The following is an 18781-nucleotide window of genomic DNA, read 5'->3' on the forward strand; positions in this document are numbered from 1 at the left end:
CCGATCGCGGCCGAAAGAGCAGCCGTCTCACACTCCGGCGAGAAGCTCCTCGAAGACCGCACGCGCATCGTCATGGCGAGCCAGCGGCGCCGCCTGCCCGAGCCACAGCGACTGCAGCTCGCCGAGATTCTGCTCGCCTGCCGCCGCGCGGAACCTTCCGGTGAGCCAGTTCTGCATCGGGAACGGAGCAATCGTGCCGCTCGCCTCGATCGCACGAACGGCACGGTTGCGGACGCCGCGTGCGAGTCGCCCGCTCATCGCGCGGGTGAGGACCGTCTCGTCGGCTGCGGTCGCGCGGATCGCCGCACGATGCGCGTCGGTGGCTGCTGACTGCGCCGTCGCGAGGAACGCGGTGCCGACCTGGACTCCCGAGGCGCCGAGCGCGAGCGCGGCCGCCACCCCGCGCCGATCGGCGATGCCGCCGGCCGCGATGACGGGGACGGACACGGCATCCACCACCTGCGGCACGAGCGCGATGGTGCCCACGAGCGACTCCTCGGCCGGGCGCAGGAACGACACTCTGTGCCCCGCGGCCTCGGCCCCCGAGGCGATGACGGCGTCGACGCCACCGGCTTCGAGCGCGACGGCCTCGGCGACGGTGGTGGCCGTGCCGATGACCCGCATGCCACGGCGATGCGCCTCTGCGACGACCTCAGCCGATGGGACGCCGAACACGACGCTGAGTGCTGCGGGCGCGGCATCCCAGATCGCCTCGAGCTGTTCCTCGAGCGACGGGAGGTAGCGCTCCGGACGGTGGGGCACCTCGACACCGACGGCCTCGTAGAACGGCTCCAGCGCTTGAGCGAAAACGGAGTGCTGCGGGCCGGGCAGGGCTTCGTCGCCGGTGGGCAGCCAGATGTTCAGGGCGAAAGGCTTGTCCGTCGCCCTCCGCAGGTCGGCGGCGGTCTCGCGGATGCGGGCCCCGTCGTATCCGTAGAGGCCGTATGCGCCCAGACCGCCGGATTCGCTGACCGCGGCGGTCAGCGCGACGGACGACATGCCGCCGAATGCGCCGAGGAGGATCGGATGCCGGATGCCCAGAAGCTCGCGCAGATCGCTCATGCTCCCCAAGCTACGCCTCAGCCACCCGCTGGTATCGTCTGTGACATGGTGGACGGACTCGAGCAGCTGCTGCAGCTCATGCTGTCTGCGCTCGGGCTGGTCGCGATGCCCGATCTGGCTTCGCTCGACCTCGCCGCCCTCACCCTCGCCCTCGCCCTGCTGACGGTCGCCGCGCTCATCGTCGCGATCACGCTCGGCGTCGTAGGGGCTGGTCAGGGTTCGGCGCCGCATCCGCTCCGCGCCATCGGAGCATCCGTCCTGCTCGCCCAGAGCGATCCGGATGCCGACGGCCACCCTCGTCCGAGGGCGCCGGGAGTCGCGCGCACCGTGTGACCGTCCGTTCGTGACGGGAGCACGGCACACGCCGACCTTCCCGACACTCAGAACGGACTTTCCCTTGGACCTCTATGCCTTCCCGCCCATCGCGGCGATCCTCGACGCCGCATACGGCGCACTGACTGCGCTCTCCGCAGCGCTCGAGCCGATTACCGGCACCGCCGCGGCCGCGGCCGCCGTCATCCTCGTCACCCTCCTGATCCGCGCCGTCCTCATCCCGGTCGGCATCTCCCAGGCCAAAGCCGAGCAGACCCGCGCACGCCTCGCCCCGAAGCTGCGCGAACTGCAGAAGCGTCACAAGAAGAACCCCGAGCGGCTGCAGCGCGAGACGATGCAGCTCTACAAGGACGAGAACACCTCGCCCTTCGCCGGTTGTTTGCCGGTGCTGCTGCAGGCCCCCGTCGTCGGCATCCTGTACACGCTGTTCCTGCGCACCGACATCGCCGGCCACGCGAACGAGCTGCTCACACACGACCTGTTCGGGGCGACGCTGGGCACGAGCCTCGTGCACATGCTCTTCGCCGGCCCCTTCTCGCTGCCGACCCTGCTCGTCTATCTCGCACTCATCGCGATCATGATCGCCGTCGCCGAGGTCACACGCCGCGTCTTCCGCCCGACGCCGGTCGACGACTCCCCGCTCTCGTCCCCCTCGGTGCTGCGCATGATGAGCGCTCTGCACTACCTGACTGCGATGTTCGCGATCTTCGTACCGCTCGCGGCGTCGCTGTATCTGACGGTGACGGTGGCCTGGACGCTCGGGCAGCGGGTGATCCTGCGGCGGCGGTACCCGCTGCCGGTCGCCACCTGATCGCGGAGTCAGTTCGGGACGACGGGAATCGTCCCCGTGAACGGCGGCGGCTCCGCTCCCTTGGCATCACGCCGTGCGCCGAGGGCGGTGCCGACGCTGGCAGCGACGACGAGCCCGATCGCGAGGAGTTTCAACGGCGTCGCCGACTGGCCGAGCACCAGCCAACCCGCAAGCGTGGCGAACGCCGGCTCGAGACTCAGCAGCACGCCGAAGACGCGCTGCGGCAGGCGGCGGAGAGCGGCGAGTTCGAAGCTGTAGGGGATGACGGACGACAGCACCGCGGTCAGGAGCGCGAGCAGCAGCAGGCTCATGTCTCCCGATGCGCCGACAGCGGCGACCGTCGGGATGCCGACGGGGAGCAGGAGGACGGATGCCACGAGCAACCCCACGACGAGGCCACCGCTGCCGGGAATCGCTTCGCCGACGCGGGCGCTCATGCGGATGTAGAAAACCCAGAAGCCCGCAGCGATGAGGATGAAGAAGACGCCGAGGAGGTCGAGCGGCTCGGCACCGAGCATCCCATCGAGCCCGAGGAGCGCCATCCCGATCAGAGCGATCCCGACCCACATGCCGTCCAGGAGTCGGCGCGTGAGGACGGCCGCGAGGATGAGTGGACCGAGGAACTCGATCGCGACGGCCGGCCCGAGCGGCACTCGCTCGATCCCGGCGTAGAAGAAGCCGTTCATTCCAGCGAGCGAGACTCCGAACAGCACGGCCGCTCCCCACTGCCGCCTGGTCCACCCGCGCACCCGTGGGCGCACGAACACGAGCAGCAGCACAGCGGCGAGACCGATGCGCAGCGAGGTCACGCCCCACGCGCCGAGCGCGGGGAACAGCTGCGCGGCGACGGCCGCGCCGAACGGCAGCGACAGGCAGGATCCGACGACGAGCGCCACCCCGACGGCGGGGCGAGAAGACGGATTCGAGGCCACGTGACCAGCGTGCTGCCTACAGGCGTCGCCGTCCAATCGGCGACCCGACAGGCTCAGCGCGGGTTGATCCCCACGCGCAACGGCGCGTCCGGTGCGGAGGCTGCGGTGATCGCGGCATCCACCTCGGCGAGCGGATAGACAGCCCCGACCGCCTCCGTGAACGGATACGCGCGTCCCGTGCCGGTGAGGAAGGCGGCAGCGGCAGCGAGCTCGCGCCCTGTGTAGTTGTGAACGCCGGTGATCGTCAGCAGGCGCCGCACAGCATCTTCGGCGTCGAAGGGTACGGGTTCACCCGGGAAGACGCTCCCGACCAGCACGACCGTGCCTCCGACATCCGCCGCGGCGATCGCCTCGGCGACCGCGTGTCCGGATGCCTCGATCACGATGTCCGCCGGTCCTGTCGACGCCGTCACCGCGGTCCCCCCGAACCGCTGCGCGAACGCTCGTCGCACGGGTGACGGGTCGACGACCGTCACCTCGGCACCGGCATCCGCGGCGATGGCGACGGCCGACAGACCGACCAGGCCTGCGCCGTAGACCAGCACACGCCGCCCCTCCAGAACATGTCCGCCCGCTCCGCGGCTGACCGCGGCCCAGGCTGTCGCCGTCGCACAGGAGGCCGGTGCGAGCACGGTAGCCGGCAGTGCCTCGGGAACGCGCACGATCGAGGTTCCAGCCCGCAGATGCGCATGCGTTGCGAACCCTCCGGTGAGTTCCCATCGCGGGCCGATCCGTTCGTGACCGTACTTCTGCACGGTGCGGCACTTCTGCGTCACCCCCGCCATGCAGCGGTCGCAGTCTCCGCACGAGACGGTGACCGACCAGACGACGCGGTCCCCGATGCGCAGCTCGGTGCCGTCAACGGCCTTCACGCCGTCATCGCCGATTGCGATGATCCGGCCGACGCTCTCGTGCCCGAGCACCAGTGGCGTCGGCGCTGAGCGGTGCCCCGCGACCGTATGGACATCGGAGCCGCAGACCGTTGAGAGTTCGATCGCGATCAGCACGTCGGCATGGCCGAGGGCGACCCCGGGCACGGCGACCGTCTCGTGCTCCTGCCCGACGCCGAGCCACACCTTCGCGGTCGCTGCCGGTCTGAGATTGACGTCGTGCCGCTCTTCGTGCGGCGCAAGGACACGCATCTCACGACGTCCGTGCTGCAAGGACGGTACCGAGCAGACCCCGTTCGGCGAGCGCAGCGGGCAGTTCCGCGACGGTCTCGAGCACCGCATCGGCGCCGTCGAGCGCGGCACGATCATGCGCCCCCGAGAGCACTCCGGCGACGAAGCCCGCGCCGGCACGACGGCCGGTCTCGACATCGCTGCTCGTGTCGCCGGCGACGGCGACGGCCTGCACAGCCGACACTCCGGTGCGCAGCAGCGCCGTGAGCACGAGGTCGGGTGCAGGGCGTCCGCGGCCGGCATCCGCCGGGGACAGCGCGAGGTCGATGAGGTCTCGCCAGCCGAGGGCGTCGATGAGGGCATCGCGTGTGACCGGCGCGAATCCTGTCGTCAGTGCGACCTTGATGCCCGAGTCCCGAAGAACGGCGATCGCGTCGGCGGCCCCGGGGATCTCCTGGGCGCCCTGCTCGGCGATGATCTCGGCGTACGCGCCTTCGAACGCTGCTGTCGCAGCAGCGGCTGCGACCACGTCGCCGTCGGCGAGATGCGTGAAGACATCGATCTTGGAACGCCCCATCGTGTCCCGGACGTACTGCAGGGCTTCCGGCCATGGCATCCGATCAGCGACGCCCGTTCGTTCAGCCGCCCGCTGGAATGCCTGCTCCACGACACCGTCATCGCGGACGGTCGTCCCTGCCATGTCGAGGACGACGAGTTCGATGGCGTTCATGATGCTCCTTCTGCTGCGAGCTGCGGTGCTCGCTCGTATGCGGCTGTGGTCGCGGGGTCCGTGGTCGCGGACTCTGTAGTCGCGGAATCGGCGATCATGCGTTCGGCGAGACCGAGTCCGGTCGTCATGCCGATCCCCGTGGTCGCGGCGATGACGTGCAGGCCGGGCTCCGGTTGTTCGATGAGGAACTCCTCCGGCCCGGAGGCGTACACCCCCTGCCAGCGTTCGATGACCCGAACATCGTCTAGCTCCAGCAGCGCAGCAGCTTCTGCGATGAAAGCATCGAAGGCGGGCTCCGGCTGGAAAGGACCGGGTTGGATGCCGCGGACGTGGGAATCGCCCAGGATCAGCGAGCCGTCCGGCAGCTGCGTGTACATCTGGTTGAGGTCGAGGCCGGCGAGCTCAGGGCGCTCCGCGTACAGACGCTCGCGGAGCGCGACGGTCTCGGGGAATGCGGCGAAACGTCCGTAGCGAAGGAGCGACCAGGCGGTGAGCAACGGGGCGGCCAGCGGGCGAGGCGTCATGGCACTCACGCGCATCATGTCGAGGGCGCACCGGACGACACCGACTCTTTCGGCGATCTCGGGCAGCAGTTGATCGACGTCGTGATTCACGGCGACGACGACGCGTCCGCAGTCGATCGCGCCCCGCGTCGTCTCGACCCGGATGCTGGAGACCGCCGTCACCGCAGTGCGGAAGCGGAACTCCACGCCGAGCGCTACGAGGTGACGGACGATCGCACCCGCAGCCTCGCGCGGATTCGTCTGCAGATCAGTGCGAAGGCGCGCTCCGCCGGCGACTCCGACCCGCACGGGCGCGTGACTCCGGAGTTCTTCTGCCGTGAGGAGTTCGATGTCGCCGTCACGGTCGCCGTCACGCGCGGCGCGTTCGAGGACGGCGAGCTCGGTGGTGTCTCGAGCGGCGACGAGCGTTCCGGATTCGCGAAGCCAGAACCCGGCATCCGTGGCGAGTCGCAGCCAGATGTCACGGGACGCGTCGGCGAACTCGCGGGCGAGTCCGGTCTGCGCGCCGATGCAGATGTGACCGAAGTTCCGCACAGTGGCCCCGACGGGCGACGCCGTCCGGTCGACGACGATCACGCGAAGCCCTCGACGTGCGGCCGCGTATGCCGCACCCAGGCCCACGATGCCCGCGCCGACGACGACGACATCGGCGCGGTCCGAGGCCACAGGGTGACGCGACATGAGGGCCTTTCGCTCCGAGGGATCGAAGACCACTGTGACACTCGGCGTCAGGCGTTCCGCGCCGTTCTCGGAAGAGTTTGCCTCGCGTTTACCCGACCTTCGCCGAGGCGATTCGCGCATGAACGCGCGCTGAACTGGCGCGAATGGCGGCGTCGGAAAGCGTCCGAAACAAGAAATGACCGCGAGCGCGAAGAGTCAGAAATGGTCGCGCCCGCGGTCAGCGCTGGGGACGCTTTCTCTGGGGTAGTTCCGAAACTAGTGACTTGGCATGACAAGTCCAAGTAACGTACGTCGACAATGTGCTGGCCATTCGTCCAGTGCACTCGGCCGGCCCCGGGCAACTCACGTGATCGGCAGCTTCGCCGACACCTGCCAATCGCCGTCCACGGCCTGAGCGCTGAATGCGCCGCTCGCTCCTATTACCCGCTCGGCCATCCGGTTCAGGCCTGTCCCGCTCGAGGGCAGGTCGCGTCGAGGGGTGGCCGGGAGGGGGCTGCGGATCGAGAGGGCTGCGGCTTCGTCATCGACGTCGAGGTCGATGTGGACCGCACCGTGCCCTGCGTGCTTGAGGATGTTGGTGGCGGATTCGCGGACGATGCGCGCGAGGACGATCTCGGCGACGCGCGGCAGGCGCTCATCGCTCGGGTCCCCGGAGCTGACGACCGCGTGTCCAGCGGACTCGATCTCGGAGCGCGCCTCATCGATGGCTTCGGCGAGGTCTCCGGTCTGCACCGCGGAGGCGCGGGGTCCGTCATCGGCGAGTTCGATGACGAACCGGAGGTCGGCCATCGCCTTCTTCGCCGCGGACCGGATGGCCTCCTGCGAATCCTTGCTGATGGTCGGGTCGTCCAGCATCTGGACATGGAGCGCGACCACCGTGAGGTGGTGCGCGATGCTGTCGTGAAGCTCGCCGGCGATCCATCGCCGCTCGGCGAGTACTGCTTCTTTCTCCTGCTCGGCTTGAATGACGAGCTGCTGTTCGAGACGGTGTCCACGGGCCGAGGCGACCCGCAGGGCGAAGCCGATCGCGCCCGAAACGGTTGCGATGACGAGGTAGATACCCACGTTCACTGTCGCGCCACCGTCGGTGTACGCGATGATCGCCGTCGCCACGAGGAAGAACCCCGCGTAGGAGGCGATCAGTGCGGTTCGTCCCAGTCTCATGACTAGGCCGGCCGCGATCGCCGCCGCGACGATCACGTTGAACTGTGTACTGGTTGCGAAAGAGAGTGCGAAAAGAACCGCAAGCGAGGCAGAGGCGACCCAGGGTCGCCACAGGAACAGGGCGAATGACGCCGTGGCTGCGCTGCTGGTCAGGAACGCGATGGGATTGGCGAACGAGGAGGAAGAAATGTAGGTGAAAGTGTCCAGGGCTATGACGCCGCCGATCACCACCAGCATGACGATTCGCTCAAGGCGATTGAGGACTTCGTCACGCGCCAACCGCAACCCGCCTGGGTTGCTCTGGATGGACTGGCTTATTGCCATAGCTTTCGTATCTCCTATTCGCCAGGTACTCTAGCGATAGATACCAAGCGCACGGGCAAGCTGCTCCCAAAAAGTCATAGTTTTCACCACCTAGATTAGGTCTTTTGTCGGATGTCTGTATTCATCTTCTCGGCGATCCCCACGGCGCACATCTGACATCCGTTCACTCTTTGATAGCCAAACGTCTACATACGCCATATGGGCAGTAGTGCCCACCGTTAGGCTTCGTCCATGCCGCAGATCCGCGTTCTCATCGTCGACGACGACCCACTGGTGCGCACCGCGCTGTCCCACTTCGTTTCACGGGATGCCGAGGTCGACGTCATCGGCGAGGCCGAGACCGGGCTTGAGGCGATCGCGTTCGTCGAGAAGGATCGCCCCGACGTCGTGATGATGGACGTGCAGATGCCCGAGATGAACGGAATCGAGGCGACTGCGGCCATCTCCGAGCGCTGGCCAGAGGTGCGGATCCTCGCCGTCACCACGCTCGACGGCAGCGACACCGTGCTGCCGATGCTGAGCGCCGGCGCCTCGGGGTACATGCTCAAGGACTCGAGCGCCGAGAGCATCCTCGCCGCCGTTCGCGAGGTGAACAGCGGCGCGAGCTCGCTCTCACCCTCCATCGCCTCGCTGCTCATCAAGCACGTCCGCGACGAGACACCGTCCGGCGTCGGTGTGGAAGAGCTCGAGACTCTCACCGAGCGCGAGGGCGAGGTGCTCGAGTGCTTGGCACAGGGCATGTCGAATTCCGAGATCGCGCGCACGCTCATCGTGTCGGAGGGCACGGTCAAAGCGCACCTCGGCCGCATCATGTCGAAGTGGCACGTGCGCGATCGCGTGCAGATCCTCGTCACGGCCGCCCAGGCCGGTCTCGTGAACTTCCGCTGACGGCAACCATCAGCGGGCGAGGAGCACGATGCCCGCAACCACGATTCCAGATGCGACCAGTCGCGCGAGGGGTCTGCTCTCCTTGAGCGCGAAGACGCCGAACAGGCTGACCAGCACGACGCTGACCTCGCGCAATGGCGCCACCAGCGCGACGGGTGCGATCGTCACTGCGACGAGGATGAGGATGTAGGACAGCGGCGACAGGACTCCGAACGCGATCACCCGACGCCACTGGAACCGTGCGAATGCGACCGTCTCGCGCCATCTGCGCCGCAGCATGACGGAGTAGACGACGATCTCCACCACGCAGGTTCCGACCATGTACGGCACGGGCGCCAGGTGCCACTCGCGAACGGCATGGGTGTCCCAGATGGTGTACGTCGCGATCGCGAGCCCTGTCAACAGCCCGAACACGATCGACGGATCGACCCCGCTCCGGCCCTCGCCGCGGGGGCGTCGTTCGACGAGCCCGAGCGCGAGCACGCCGACGATGATCGCCAGCACCCCGGCGAGCGCCCAGCCGGACGGCCGCTCGTCGAGCAGCAGGATCGCTGCGAGAACCGACAGGAAGGGTCCGCTGCCGCGCGCCGTCGCATAGACCGTGGAGAGGTTTCCCACCCGGTAGCCCTGCTGCAGCACGAGCATGTACGCGACATGCAGGACGCCGGAGACGCCGACACCGATCATGAATCCCGGCAGATCGCTCCGTTGCATCCCACCGGTGAGCGGAATCGCCGCGCCCCAGATGACGGCGCCGGCGACGGCGCCGCACCAGAGGAACGGGATGCCGGCACGGCTGATGCCGTGAGCGAGGATGTTCCACGCCGCGTGCACGACAGCGGCGGAAAAGACGAGGACCAGAGCGAATGCCGACACGGGAGCCTTCTGTCCGTCAGCGGGCGCGACGAACGGGCTCCTCCGGGCTTTTGTCCTGTCAGATGACGACCGACCTGCGAAGGCCGACCGTGGTGCCGCTCGGACCAGTCGGGCGTGAGCCCCGGAACCCTAGGCACTGTCGCGCGACACCATAACACCCCGTTGTGAACAGGTGGGGGCCAAGCTGCGCGGATACGATCGAAGACATGGCCGTCACCCCCGCAGCTCTCTCCCACGCCGAGGATCTCGCCGACTTCGTCGCCGCCTCTCCCTCCAGCTACCACGCAGCCGCTGAAGTCGCCCGTCGCCTGGAGGAGACCGGATTCGTCCGACTCGACGAGGAGGCGGACTGGCCGGCACAGCCGGGCGGGCGCTTCGTCGTGGTGCGTGACGGCGCCGTGATCGCCTGGGTCGTGCCCGCGGACGCCGCGCCGACGACCCCTGCGCAGATCCTGGGCGCCCACACCGACTCCCCCGGATTCAAGCTGAAGCCGCAGCCGACGACCGGCTCGCGCGGCTGGCTGCAGGCCGGGGTGGAGATCTACGGCGGTCCGCTGCTGAACTCCTGGCTCGACCGCGAGCTGCGACTGGCGGGACGGCTCGCCCTCGCCGACGGCCGCGTCGTGCTCGCCGACACCGGAGCGCTCCTGCGCCTGCCCCAGCTCGCCATCCACCTCGACCGCGAGGCGAACAAGGCGCTGACCCTCGACAAGCAGATGCAGACGCAGCCGGTGTGGGGTCTCGGCGACCCGGTTGAGGAAGACCTGCTCGGTGAGCTCGCATCCTCGGCCGGCGTGAACGCGGCCGATGTGCGCGGCTTCGACGCCGTCGTGGCGGACTCCGCGCGCGGTGCGGTCTTCGGAAGGGACGACGCGTTCTTCGCGAGCGGGCGCCTGGATGACCTGGCATCCGTCCACGCGGGCGTCGTGGCGCTCGCGGCTGCATCGAAGGACACATCCACGAGCGGCAGCATCGCCGTCCTCGCGGCGTTCGATCACGAGGAGCTCGGCTCTGCGTCGCGCTCCGGCGCCGCCGGCCCGTTCCTCGAGGACGTGCTGGCGCGCGTGTACGCCGGCCTCGGGGCGGATGCCACCGAACAGCGCCGCGCGTTCGCGGCATCCTGGCATCTGTCGAGTGACGTCGGCCACTCGGTGCACCCGAACTACGTCTTCAAGCACGACCCGGTCGTCCAGCCGCTGCTCGGCTCCGGTCCGATCCTCAAGATCAACGCGAACCAGCGCTATGCGACGGATGCCGTCGGATCCGCCGCCTGGGCGCAGTGGTGCGATACCGCCGGGGTCGCCTCACAGGAATTCGTCTCGAACAACTCCGTGCCGTGCGGCTCGACGATCGGCCCGATCACAGCCACTCGTCTCGGCATCCGGACGGTCGACGTCGGCATCCCGATCCTGTCGATGCACTCGGCACGCGAGCTCGCCGGCGTCAGCGATCTGCACGACCTGACCCGCGTCGCGGAGGCGTTCTTCCGCGCCTGACGCACTCAAACCGTCCGCGGTGCCAATATGGGGGCATGTCAGACAAGATCGCGGCGGCTCCCGGGCTGATCGAGCGCGCCGGTATCGAGATCATTCCAGAGTCCGACCGGACGGCGAAGCCGCGCGACCTCTTCTGGCCGTGGTTCGCGGCGAACGTGTCGGTGTTCGGCATGTCCTATGGGGCGTTCGTGCTGGGTTTCGGCATCTCGTTCTGGCAGGCCACCCTCGTGTCGATCATCGGCATCGTCGTGTCTTTCGCCCTCTGCGGGCTGATCGCGATCGCAGGCAAACGCGGATCGGCGCCGACCATGGTCCTCTCCCGAGCGGCGTTCGGCGTGCACGGACAGAAGGTCCCTGGCATCGTGTCGTGGCTCACGTCGATCGGCTGGGAGACGTTCCTGTCGATCATGGCCGTGCTCGCCACTGCCACGGTCATCACGCAGCTCGGCGGCGACGGAGACAGCGTCGCACTGAAGATCATCGCCACCGTCGTGGTCGCGGCGCTCATCGTCGCGGCATCCGTTCTCGGGTATCACACGATCATGAAGATGCAGTCGGTGCTGACCTGGATCACGGGAGTCGTCACGATCCTCTACGTCATCCTGACGATCCCGCACATCGACTTCGCGGCCGTCATGGCGCGCCCGAGCGGCGGAATCGGCGCCGTGATCGGAGCCCTCGTCATGGTGATGACCGGCTTCGGACTGGGGTGGATCAACATCGCCGCGGACTGGTCGCGGTATCAGAAGCGCACGGCGTCCGACGGCGCGATCGTGTTCTGGAACACCTTCGGCGGCGCGATCGCCCCGGTTCTCCTCGTCGTGTTCGGCCTGCTGCTGGCGGGCTCGGACGATGCGCTGATGGATGCCGTCGGCGCCGACCCGATCGGCGCCCTCGCGACCCTGCTGCCGATCTGGGTGCTGGTCCCGTTCCTGCTCACCGCGGTTCTCGCGCTCGTCTCCGGCGCGGTGCTCGGTATCTACTCCTCCGGACTCACGCTGATCAGCCTCGGCATCCGCATCCCCCGACCATCGGCCGCGGCGATCGACGGAGTCATCCTTACCCTCGGGACGATCTGGGTGGTGTTCTTCGCCACCGACTTCCTGGGGCCGTTCCAGTCGTTCCTCATCACGCTCGGCGTTCCGCTGGCGTCGTGGGCCGGCATCCTCATCGCCGACATCCTGCGCCGCAAGAAGGACTACGACGAGGACGCCCTGTTCGACGCGAAGGGGCGCTACGGCGCCTGGGACTGGACGTCGATCATCACGATGGTCGTCGCATCGGTCATCGGATGGGGGCTCGTCGTGAATAACTTCGCCGATGCCGCCCCGTGGAACAACTGGCAGGGCTACCTGCTGTTCCTCATCGGAGGCCGTGATGGCGATTGGGCGTTTGCGAACCTCGGTGTCTTCTTCGCTCTGGTGCTGTCGTTCCTCGTGACGTGGTTCGCGCGCGCGTCGAAGATCCGGCAGCAGGAAGCGTGAGCGACGCTTCAACAGGCCCAACGGGCCCGGAGGAGTGGCTGGTCGTCATCGATCCGCAGAACATCTTCGCCTCTCCCGATTCGGCGTGGGGCTCGCCGTTCTTCGCGGAGGCGATGCCGCGCATCCGTGAGCTGGCCGACGCCTTCGGCGAGCGCGTGCTCGTCACTCGATGGATGCCGACCGCCGATCGCTCGACATCATGGGGCGAGTACTTCGCGGCGTGGCCGTTCGCGGATCAGCCTCCGACCGACGAGCTGTTCGACGTCGTGCCGGATGCCGTCGGCCTGGCATCCCGCGCGACCCTCGATCTGCCGACGTTCGGGAAGTGGGGGCCGGAGCTGGAGTCCGTCGTCGGCCACGGCGGCAGATTCGTGCTCGCCGGCGTCTCGACGGACTGCTGCGTGATCTCGACGGCTCTGGCCGCTGCGGACGCCGGCGCACGCGTGACGGTGGCGACCGACGCCTGCGCGGGTTCGACAGCCGAGAACCACGCCGCAGCCGTGCAGGTGATGGGGCTGTACCCGCCGCAGATCTCGCTCGCCACGACCGACGAGGTGCTCGCGAGACGCTGAGCCGCGCCCCGATCTGCGGAGGTTTCCCCGATCTGCGGGCGAGTTCCGACGAAACGTCCGCAGATCGGACGCATGTCCGCAGATCGTTCCCGTCAGGCGGCGCGAACAGCCGCCGCGATGTCTGCCGGCGTTCCGTGCCAGGGCGCCCCATGCCCCGGCAGCACCCAGGATGCCGACACTACGGCGAGCCGGTCGAGGGATGCCAGCGCCTCAGCCGGCTCGTCCGTGAACGGCGCCGGCTGCGCGCCTTCACGGCCGGTGAGGACGTGGCGGGTGGTGAGCGCGTCTCCGACGAAGACGGCATCCACGGCGGGGATGTGCACGGCGATGCTGCCCGGCGAGTGCCCAGGCATCCCGATCACGACCGGTGAACCGGGCAGTCCCAGGACGTCGCCGTCGGCGACCTCCACGACCTCCTGCACGTGACGCGTGCGCACCGCGTTCTTGCGCAGGCCGTAGGCGAAGAATTTCACCAGAGGCCCGAGATGGGCGGGGCCCATCGGCGTCTTCGGCTTCTCCCCCGTTCGCACCCGATGGGCGTCGGCCCGGTGGATGAACACGGGCACACCCGTCTTCTGCCGCAGGCGCTCCGCGAAGCCGATGTGGTCGCTGTCGCCGTGCGTGAGCACGAGACCGCGGACGTCGCTCAGCGGACGACCGATGACCTCGAGCTCGCGCTGCAGGTCTTTCCAGTGACCAGGCAGTCCGGCGTCCACGAGCGTGATGCCGTCCGGCAGGTCGATGAGGTACGAAGCGACGATGTCGTTGCCGAGGCGATGCAGATGCGGTGCGAGCTTCATGGCGTTCCCTTCGGGCTGGTTGCGATGGCTACAATACGTAGCTATCATGGCTAATGTCAATAGCCATGGAGGTTCGGATGCCGACACCCGAGCGCACGTCACTCGCCGAGATCATCGAAGCAGGCCGCGAGATCCTTGAAGATGCAGGGCCCGACGGGCTGACCATGCAGGCGGTCGCGATCCGTGTCGGCGTCCGCGCGCCCTCGCTGTACAAGCGCGTGCGTGGACGGGACGCCCTGCTTTCAGCCGTCGCGGAGGCGACCATCGCCGAGCTCGCCGAGCGACTGGACGCCGCCGGCCACAACCTCCCGGCTCTCGCAGGCGAGTTCCGGGCGTATGCGCACGAGCGCCCGGAGGGATTCCGGCTGATGTTCACGGCATCCGCACCGATCGACGCGCTCGACAGGGCCGCGGAACCGGTGCTTGCAACAGCCCGTGAGCTCGTCGGTGACGAACACGCGCTCGACGCCGCACGTCTGTTCACCGCCTGGGCGACCGGTTTCCTGCAGATGGAGCTGGCGGGGGCCTTCCGCCTCGGCGGTGACGTCGATGCGGCGTTCGCGTACGGACTCGACCACCTCCGTCGGGGCCTGCAGACAGCGGCGTGACCGCGAGCGCACGCCTCTGTCACACTGATTCCCGGAGGGGCATACATGACCGCGCACGAGCACGCCGAAGCACCCATCGATTCTGCATCCGGAGCGAGGAGGCCGCACCACCGGTGGCGGAAGACCCGGATCACCCTCGGGATCATCATCGTCATCGTGCTCGTCGTCGCGATCATCGGCGCGATCACGCCGTGGCCGTCGGCGATGGCCATCCGCGCCGTGTTCACCCAGGGCGGCGACGCGACCGCGGCCGAGATGGATGGACACGTCCCCGACACGAAGCTGACAGAGACCCTCGACGCCCCCTATGACGATGACGGCAGCGACACGACCATGGACGTCTTCACACCGGCATCCGCCACTGGGCCGCTGCCGACGATCGTGTGGATCCACGGCGGAGCGTGGATCTCCGGCTCGAAGGAGAACGTCGACCCTTACATGCGGATCCTCGCGGCCGAGGGCTACACGACAATCGCCGTCAACTACACGATCGGGCCGGAGGGCACCTATCCCACCGCCGTTCATCAGCTCAACACGGCCCTCGCCTACGTCGACGCCCATGCCGGTGAACTGAACGTCGACGCGTCGCAGATCGTGCTCGCCGGCGACTCGGCCGGTGGGCAGCTCGCCAGCCAGATGGCGACGATCATGACCAATCCCGACTACGCGGAGATCATGTCGATCGACCCCGCGCTGGACGCCGACCAGGTCGTCGCGACCGTGCTGAACTGCGGCGTCTACGACCTCGCAGCCCTGGCCGCGCTCCAGGGCGTCGCCGGCTGGGGCCTGAAGTCGGCCATGTGGGCATACGCGGGTTCCAAGAGCTGGGCCGAGAACTCGACGGGCGCGACGATGTCGACTGTCGACTGGGTCACGGCAGACTTCCCGACCACGTACATCTCGGGCGGGAACGGCGACGGGCTCACGTGGCTGCAGTCGATCCCGATGGCGCAGCGACTCGATGAGCTCGGCGTCGATGTCACGACCCTGTTCTGGCCTGCGGCGCACGAGCCGGCGCTGCCGCACGAGTACCAATTCCATCTCGACATGCCCGATGCGCAGACCGCTCTGCAGAAGACCATCGACTTCCTGGATGCGCACACGGACTGAGCCTGACGCCTGACCGATCGTTCAGGATATCCTCGGACATCATGGGCACAGACGCGACGGGCACGGCCGACTCCCCCGATTCCACCGGCAACGAGCGGCAGCTGGAGGAGACGATCGTCACCGATCTCTCCGGACGCATGACGTACGGGTCCTACCTCGAGCTCGACAAGCTGCTGGACGCGCAGCACCCGGTCTCGCGCCCTGAGCACCACGACGAGATGCTGTTCATCATCCAGCATCAGACCACGGAGCTGTGGCTCAAGCAGCTGCTGCATGAGCTGTCCTCCGCGCGCGATCTGCTGGCGAGCGACGACCTGCGCGAGGCGCTCAAGCGGGTCGCGCGCGTCAAGCGCATCCAGGACGTCATGACCCAGCAGTGGTCGGTGCTGGCGACGCTCACCCCGACCGAATACGCGCAGTTCCGCGGATCACTCGGCAACTCGTCCGGCTTCCAGTCCGTGCAGTATCGAGCCGTCGAGTTCGCGCTGGGCAACAAGAACGAGCGGATGCTGTCGGTGTTCCGCGACCACCCGGCGAACCTCGCGCTGCTCACCGCCGAGTTCGAACGGCCGACGCTGTACGACGAGTTCCTGCGCTACGCGTCACGGCGCGGTATCTCCATCCCTGCCGAGATCCTCGAGCGCGACGTGCGCGAGCCGTATCGTCCGCACTCGTCGCTGGTGCCGGCGATCCGCGAGATCTACGAGAACCCGCGCACCCACTGGGATCTGTACGAGGCGTGCGAGGACCTGGTCGATCTGGAGGACAACTTCCAGTTCTGGCGGTTCCGGCACCTGAAGACCGTGACCCGCACGATCGGGATGAAGCCGGGCACCGGCGGATCGAGCGGCGTCGGCTTCCTGCAGAGGGCGCTCGAACTGACCTTCTTCCCGGAGCTCTACACGGTCCGCACCGAGATCGGGGCGTGATGCGCAGGGCGGTCACCTGGTTCGATGGCGGCGACTGGCACGAGGGCGTGGTCGCTGCGGACGCCGACGGTGTTCGGCTGCTGCCGGGCGGGTCGACGGCAGGGCTGCCCCGGCTCGACGGCGTCGTCACGGGCGGCTTCACCGATCACCACGTGCACCTGCAGCTCGTCGATGCCGGGCTGCTCGCGGATTCGACGCTCGGCCGGGTCGTCGACCTCGGCGGGGACCCAGCCGTCCTGGCAGTGATAGCTCTGCACAACTCCGGAGTGTTGACGCGAACATGGCCCGATGCGGCCGAATACGCGCCGATCGGCGGAAAAACTCCGGAGTTACGCAGGTCGGCGGGCGTCGAGATCCTCTTCGCCGGCGCCTTCCTCACCCCGCCAGGGGGCTATCCGGGAGGCCGGGCATGGGCTCCGGCCGGCTCCGTGCGCGAGATCGCCGACGAGGATGCCGCCGAGCGCGGCATCCTCGAGATGAAGGATGCCGGTGCCGCACGCATCAAGGTCGCCAGCAACAGCACCGCGGGGCCCGTCTTCTCCGACGACATGCTCCGAACGATCATCAGGATGGCGGCATCCCACCGCATGCCGATCGTCGCCCATGCGGAGGGGCGGGGCGAAGCACAGCGCGTGGTCCGCCTGGGCGCCCAGCGCCTCGCGCACGCGCCCTTCACCGAGAGGCTTAGCGACGCCGAGACGGCAGCGCAAGTGGCATCCGCGTCCTGGATCTCGACGCTCGCCATCCACGGGGGCGAGGAGTACGACACCGCGGTCGACAACATCCGGAGCTTCCACACTGCCGGCGGCCGCGTGCTCTACGGCACGGACATGGGCAACGGCCCCACCCCCATCGGGCTGAATCCGCACGAGATCGCCGCTCTGCGCGATGCCGGGATCGACGGTTCGGATCTGTTGCAGTGCCTGGACCCGACTGATCCGCGCGACTCCGGATCCCGCCTGCTGTTCTTCCCCGGCGGATCGCCGGATGACGCCGATCCGCTCATCGCGCGCCCCCTCACCACCGCCGATCTGGAGGCATGACGTGTCAGACCTGCTCGCCCTCGCCCGCGACCTCGACGCCCGCGACCCGCTCGCTTCCCACCTCGACGCGTTCGTCGAGGCTCCGGGGGTCGCGGCGTATCTCGATGGGAACTCACTCGGCAGGCCCCTGCGCGAACTGCCCGACCGGCTCGCGGCATTCGTCCGCGAGGACTGGGGCACGCGCCTGATCCGCTCGTGGGACGAGCAGTGGATGGACCTGCCCACCGAGCTCGGCGATCGGATCGGCCGGGTCGCTCTCGGCGCCGCCGCCGGGCAGACGGTCGTCGCCGATTCGACCACGGTGCTGCTGTACAAGCTCATGCGCGCTGCGGTCGACGCACAGGCGGGTCGAGCGGAGATCGTGATCGAGGAGGGCAACTTCCCCACCGATCGGTTCGTCGCCGAGGGCATCGCCGCCGAGCGCGGGATGACGCTGCATTGGATCGCTGCCGACCAGATCGCCGGCGTGCAGGTCGCCGACATCGAGGCGGTCGTGAACGAGAACACCGCGCTCGTCGTGCTCAGTCATGTCGATTACCGCTCGGGTGCGCTGGCGGACATGAGGGCGATCACGGATGCCGTGCACGAGGCAGGGGGCCTGGTGCTATGGGACCTGTGCCACTCGGTCGGCGTCATCCCGACCGAGCTCGACGCATGCGGCGTCGATCTCGCCGTCGGCTGCACGTACAAGTACCTGAACGGCGGGCCGGGCTCCCCCGCATTCGCGTACGTCAACGCGCGCCATCACGGCGTGCTGCGCCAGCCGATCCAGGGCTGGATGGGAGCGGGCGACGTGTTCGCGATGGGCTCCGCCTACGCACCGGCCGGCGGTATCCGCCAGTTCATCAGCGGCACCCCACCGGTGCTCGGGATGCTCGCCATGCAGGGGATGCTCGACCTGATCGAGGCCGCATCGATCGGTGCGGTGCGCGAGAAGTCGAAGACTCTCACCGGCCTCGCCGTGCAGGCATTCGATGAGGAGCTCGCGCCGCTCGGGGTGCGACTGCTCAGCCCTCGGGATGCCGCGCAGCGCGGCGGCCACGTCACGATCGGCCACCCGGACTTCGCCGAGGTGACGAAGACGCTCTGGGCGGACGGCGTGATCCCCGACTTCCGGTTCCCTGACGGTATCCGCCTCGGGCTGTCGCCGCTGAGCACCTCGCATGAAGAGGTACTCAGCGGCGTGCTCGCCGTGCGCGACGCGCTGGGATGAGCGTGTCCGTTTCGACTCGCTGACGCTCGCTCAACGCGTTTCGTCTTCGGGCTTCGCCCTCCGCTCAACGCCCCGCGGAA

19 protein-coding genes are annotated in these 18781 nt (G+C 68.3%); 11 read left to right on the plus strand and 8 right to left on the minus strand.

The genetic code is table 11. From position 1 onward, the window contains the following. Window positions 1–27: 27 nt before the first annotated feature. On the minus strand, window positions 28–1062 hold the full coding sequence (locus LQZ87_RS12460) for a DUF561 domain-containing protein (RefSeq protein WP_230103758.1): 1035 nt from the start codon (window positions 1060–1062) through the stop codon (window positions 28–30). Between the two features lie 45 nt (window positions 1063–1107). On the opposite strand from LQZ87_RS12460, the gene LQZ87_RS12465 reads away from it, so the two are divergent. Together LQZ87_RS12465 and LQZ87_RS12470 are read left to right on the plus strand one after the other, a co-directional pair. Next, window positions 1108–1395 carry a DUF6412 domain-containing protein gene (locus LQZ87_RS12465; RefSeq protein WP_230103759.1) on the plus strand — a complete coding sequence of 96 codons (288 nt, stop codon included), beginning with the start codon at window positions 1108–1110 and terminating at the stop codon, window positions 1393–1395. Between the two features lie 64 nt (window positions 1396–1459). Next, a complete protein-coding gene (locus LQZ87_RS12470) occupies window positions 1460–2206 on the plus strand; it encodes a YidC/Oxa1 family membrane protein insertase (RefSeq protein ID WP_230103760.1) in 747 nt (248 codons plus the stop codon). A gap of 8 nt (window positions 2207–2214) precedes the next feature. Here LQZ87_RS12470 and LQZ87_RS12475 read toward each other — a convergent pair whose 3' ends face one another. The 5 genes from LQZ87_RS12475 to LQZ87_RS12495 form a co-directional block, all read right to left on the minus strand. Then, window positions 2215–3138 (minus strand): EamA family transporter, encoded by a 924-nt coding sequence (locus tag LQZ87_RS12475; protein WP_230103761.1) that lies wholly within the window; start codon window positions 3136–3138, stop codon window positions 2215–2217. Window positions 3139–3191: 53 nt separating this feature from the next. After that, a complete protein-coding gene (locus LQZ87_RS12480) occupies window positions 3192–4280 on the minus strand; it encodes an alcohol dehydrogenase catalytic domain-containing protein (RefSeq protein ID WP_230103762.1) in 1089 nt (362 codons plus the stop codon). 1 nt (window position 4281) lies between these two features. After that, on the minus strand, window positions 4282–4989 hold the full coding sequence (locus tag LQZ87_RS12485) for a phosphonatase-like hydrolase (protein WP_325472011.1): 708 nt from the start codon (window positions 4987–4989) through the stop codon (window positions 4282–4284). Next, entirely contained in the window at window positions 4986–6179 is a 1194-nt protein-coding gene (locus tag LQZ87_RS12490) for a TIGR03364 family FAD-dependent oxidoreductase (protein ID WP_230103763.1), read from the minus strand. Before LQZ87_RS12490 ends, LQZ87_RS12485 begins: the two co-directional genes overlap by 4 nt. A 357-nt stretch (window positions 6180–6536) precedes the next feature. Beyond that, on the minus strand, window positions 6537–7682 hold the full coding sequence (locus LQZ87_RS12495) for a histidine kinase (RefSeq protein WP_230103764.1): 1146 nt from the start codon (window positions 7680–7682) through the stop codon (window positions 6537–6539). Between the two features lie 231 nt (window positions 7683–7913). On the opposite strand from LQZ87_RS12495, the gene LQZ87_RS12500 reads away from it, so the two are divergent. Continuing rightward, the gene (locus LQZ87_RS12500) at window positions 7914–8570 is read left to right on the plus strand and encodes a response regulator transcription factor (RefSeq protein WP_230103765.1); all 657 of its coding nucleotides are present in this window, start codon (window positions 7914–7916) and stop codon (window positions 8568–8570) included. 9 nt (window positions 8571–8579) lie between these two features. On the opposite strand, the gene LQZ87_RS12505 is transcribed toward LQZ87_RS12500, so the two are convergent. Further along, complete coding sequence (locus tag LQZ87_RS12505) at window positions 8580–9446, minus strand: EamA family transporter (RefSeq protein ID WP_230103766.1); 867 nt, start codon at window positions 9444–9446, stop codon at window positions 8580–8582. 206 nt (window positions 9447–9652) lie between these two features. Between LQZ87_RS12505 and LQZ87_RS12510 the strand changes: the two genes are divergently transcribed. Genes LQZ87_RS12510 through LQZ87_RS12520 form a run of 3 tightly spaced genes read left to right on the plus strand, consistent with a single transcriptional unit; the run spans window position 9653 to window position 12998 of the window. Continuing rightward, window positions 9653–10942, plus strand: coding sequence for a M18 family aminopeptidase (locus LQZ87_RS12510; RefSeq protein WP_230103767.1), 1290 nt, complete (start codon window positions 9653–9655; stop codon window positions 10940–10942). A gap of 35 nt (window positions 10943–10977) precedes the next feature. Then, window positions 10978–12426 carry a cytosine permease gene (locus LQZ87_RS12515; RefSeq protein WP_230103768.1) on the plus strand — a complete coding sequence of 483 codons (1449 nt, stop codon included), beginning with the start codon at window positions 10978–10980 and terminating at the stop codon, window positions 12424–12426. Then, the gene (locus LQZ87_RS12520) at window positions 12423–12998 is read left to right on the plus strand and encodes an isochorismatase family protein (protein WP_230103769.1); all 576 of its coding nucleotides are present in this window, start codon (window positions 12423–12425) and stop codon (window positions 12996–12998) included. Before LQZ87_RS12515 ends, LQZ87_RS12520 begins: the two co-directional genes overlap by 4 nt. A gap of 92 nt (window positions 12999–13090) precedes the next feature. On the opposite strand, the gene LQZ87_RS12525 is transcribed toward LQZ87_RS12520, so the two are convergent. Next, the gene (locus tag LQZ87_RS12525) at window positions 13091–13798 is read right to left on the minus strand and encodes an MBL fold metallo-hydrolase (protein WP_230103770.1); all 708 of its coding nucleotides are present in this window, start codon (window positions 13796–13798) and stop codon (window positions 13091–13093) included. A 77-nt stretch (window positions 13799–13875) separates the two neighbouring features. Here LQZ87_RS12525 and LQZ87_RS12530 point away from each other — a divergent pair, with 77 nt between their 5' ends. The 5 genes from LQZ87_RS12530 to LQZ87_RS12550 are packed head-to-tail and all read left to right on the plus strand — an operon-like array spanning window position 13876 to window position 18701. Further along, the gene (locus LQZ87_RS12530) at window positions 13876–14406 is read left to right on the plus strand and encodes a TetR/AcrR family transcriptional regulator (protein ID WP_230103771.1); all 531 of its coding nucleotides are present in this window, start codon (window positions 13876–13878) and stop codon (window positions 14404–14406) included. A 45-nt stretch (window positions 14407–14451) separates the two neighbouring features. Then, a complete protein-coding gene (locus tag LQZ87_RS12535; protein ID WP_230103772.1) occupies window positions 14452–15516 on the plus strand; it encodes an alpha/beta hydrolase in 1065 nt (354 codons plus the stop codon). Window positions 15517–15557: 41 nt separating this feature from the next. After that, the gene (locus tag LQZ87_RS12540) at window positions 15558–16445 is read left to right on the plus strand and encodes a tryptophan 2,3-dioxygenase family protein (protein ID WP_230103773.1); all 888 of its coding nucleotides are present in this window, start codon (window positions 15558–15560) and stop codon (window positions 16443–16445) included. Beyond that, a complete protein-coding gene (locus LQZ87_RS12545) occupies window positions 16442–17488 on the plus strand; it encodes a hydrolase (protein WP_230103774.1) in 1047 nt (348 codons plus the stop codon). The genes LQZ87_RS12540 and LQZ87_RS12545 overlap by 4 nt, the downstream gene beginning before the upstream one ends. Window position 17489: 1 nt before the next feature. Further along, entirely contained in the window at window positions 17490–18701 is a 1212-nt protein-coding gene (locus LQZ87_RS12550; protein ID WP_230103775.1) for an aminotransferase class V-fold PLP-dependent enzyme, read from the plus strand. Window positions 18702–18781 lie beyond the last annotated feature (80 nt).

It is taken from the genome of Microbacterium sp. Bi121 (genome assembly GCF_918698005.1).
Taxonomy (GTDB): Bacteria; Actinomycetota; Actinomycetes; order Actinomycetales; family Microbacteriaceae; genus Microbacterium.

Coding starts and splice junctions, on each gene's coding strand:
- LQZ87_RS12460 (WP_230103758.1), bottom strand. CDS start 1,062: ATGAGCGATCTGCGCGAGCTTCTGGGCATCCGGCATCCGATCCTCCTC.
- LQZ87_RS12465 (WP_230103759.1), top strand. CDS start 1,108: ATGGTGGACGGACTCGAGCAGCTGCTGCAGCTCATGCTGTCTGCGCTC.
- LQZ87_RS12480 (WP_230103762.1), bottom strand. CDS start 4,280: ATGCGTGTCCTTGCGCCGCACGAAGAGCGGCACGACGTCAATCTCAGA.
- LQZ87_RS12485 (WP_325472011.1), bottom strand. CDS start 4,989: ATGAACGCCATCGAACTCGTCGTCCTCGACATGGCAGGGACGACCGTC.
- LQZ87_RS12495 (WP_230103764.1), bottom strand. CDS start 7,682: ATGGCAATAAGCCAGTCCATCCAGAGCAACCCAGGCGGGTTGCGGTTG.
- LQZ87_RS12500 (WP_230103765.1), top strand. CDS start 7,914: ATGCCGCAGATCCGCGTTCTCATCGTCGACGACGACCCACTGGTGCGC.
- LQZ87_RS12510 (WP_230103767.1), top strand. CDS start 9,653: ATGGCCGTCACCCCCGCAGCTCTCTCCCACGCCGAGGATCTCGCCGAC.
- LQZ87_RS12515 (WP_230103768.1), top strand. CDS start 10,978: ATGTCAGACAAGATCGCGGCGGCTCCCGGGCTGATCGAGCGCGCCGGT.
- LQZ87_RS12525 (WP_230103770.1), bottom strand. CDS start 13,798: ATGAAGCTCGCACCGCATCTGCATCGCCTCGGCAACGACATCGTCGCT.
- LQZ87_RS12530 (WP_230103771.1), top strand. CDS start 13,876: ATGCCGACACCCGAGCGCACGTCACTCGCCGAGATCATCGAAGCAGGC.
- LQZ87_RS12535 (WP_230103772.1), top strand. CDS start 14,452: ATGACCGCGCACGAGCACGCCGAAGCACCCATCGATTCTGCATCCGGA.
- LQZ87_RS12540 (WP_230103773.1), top strand. CDS start 15,558: ATGGGCACAGACGCGACGGGCACGGCCGACTCCCCCGATTCCACCGGC.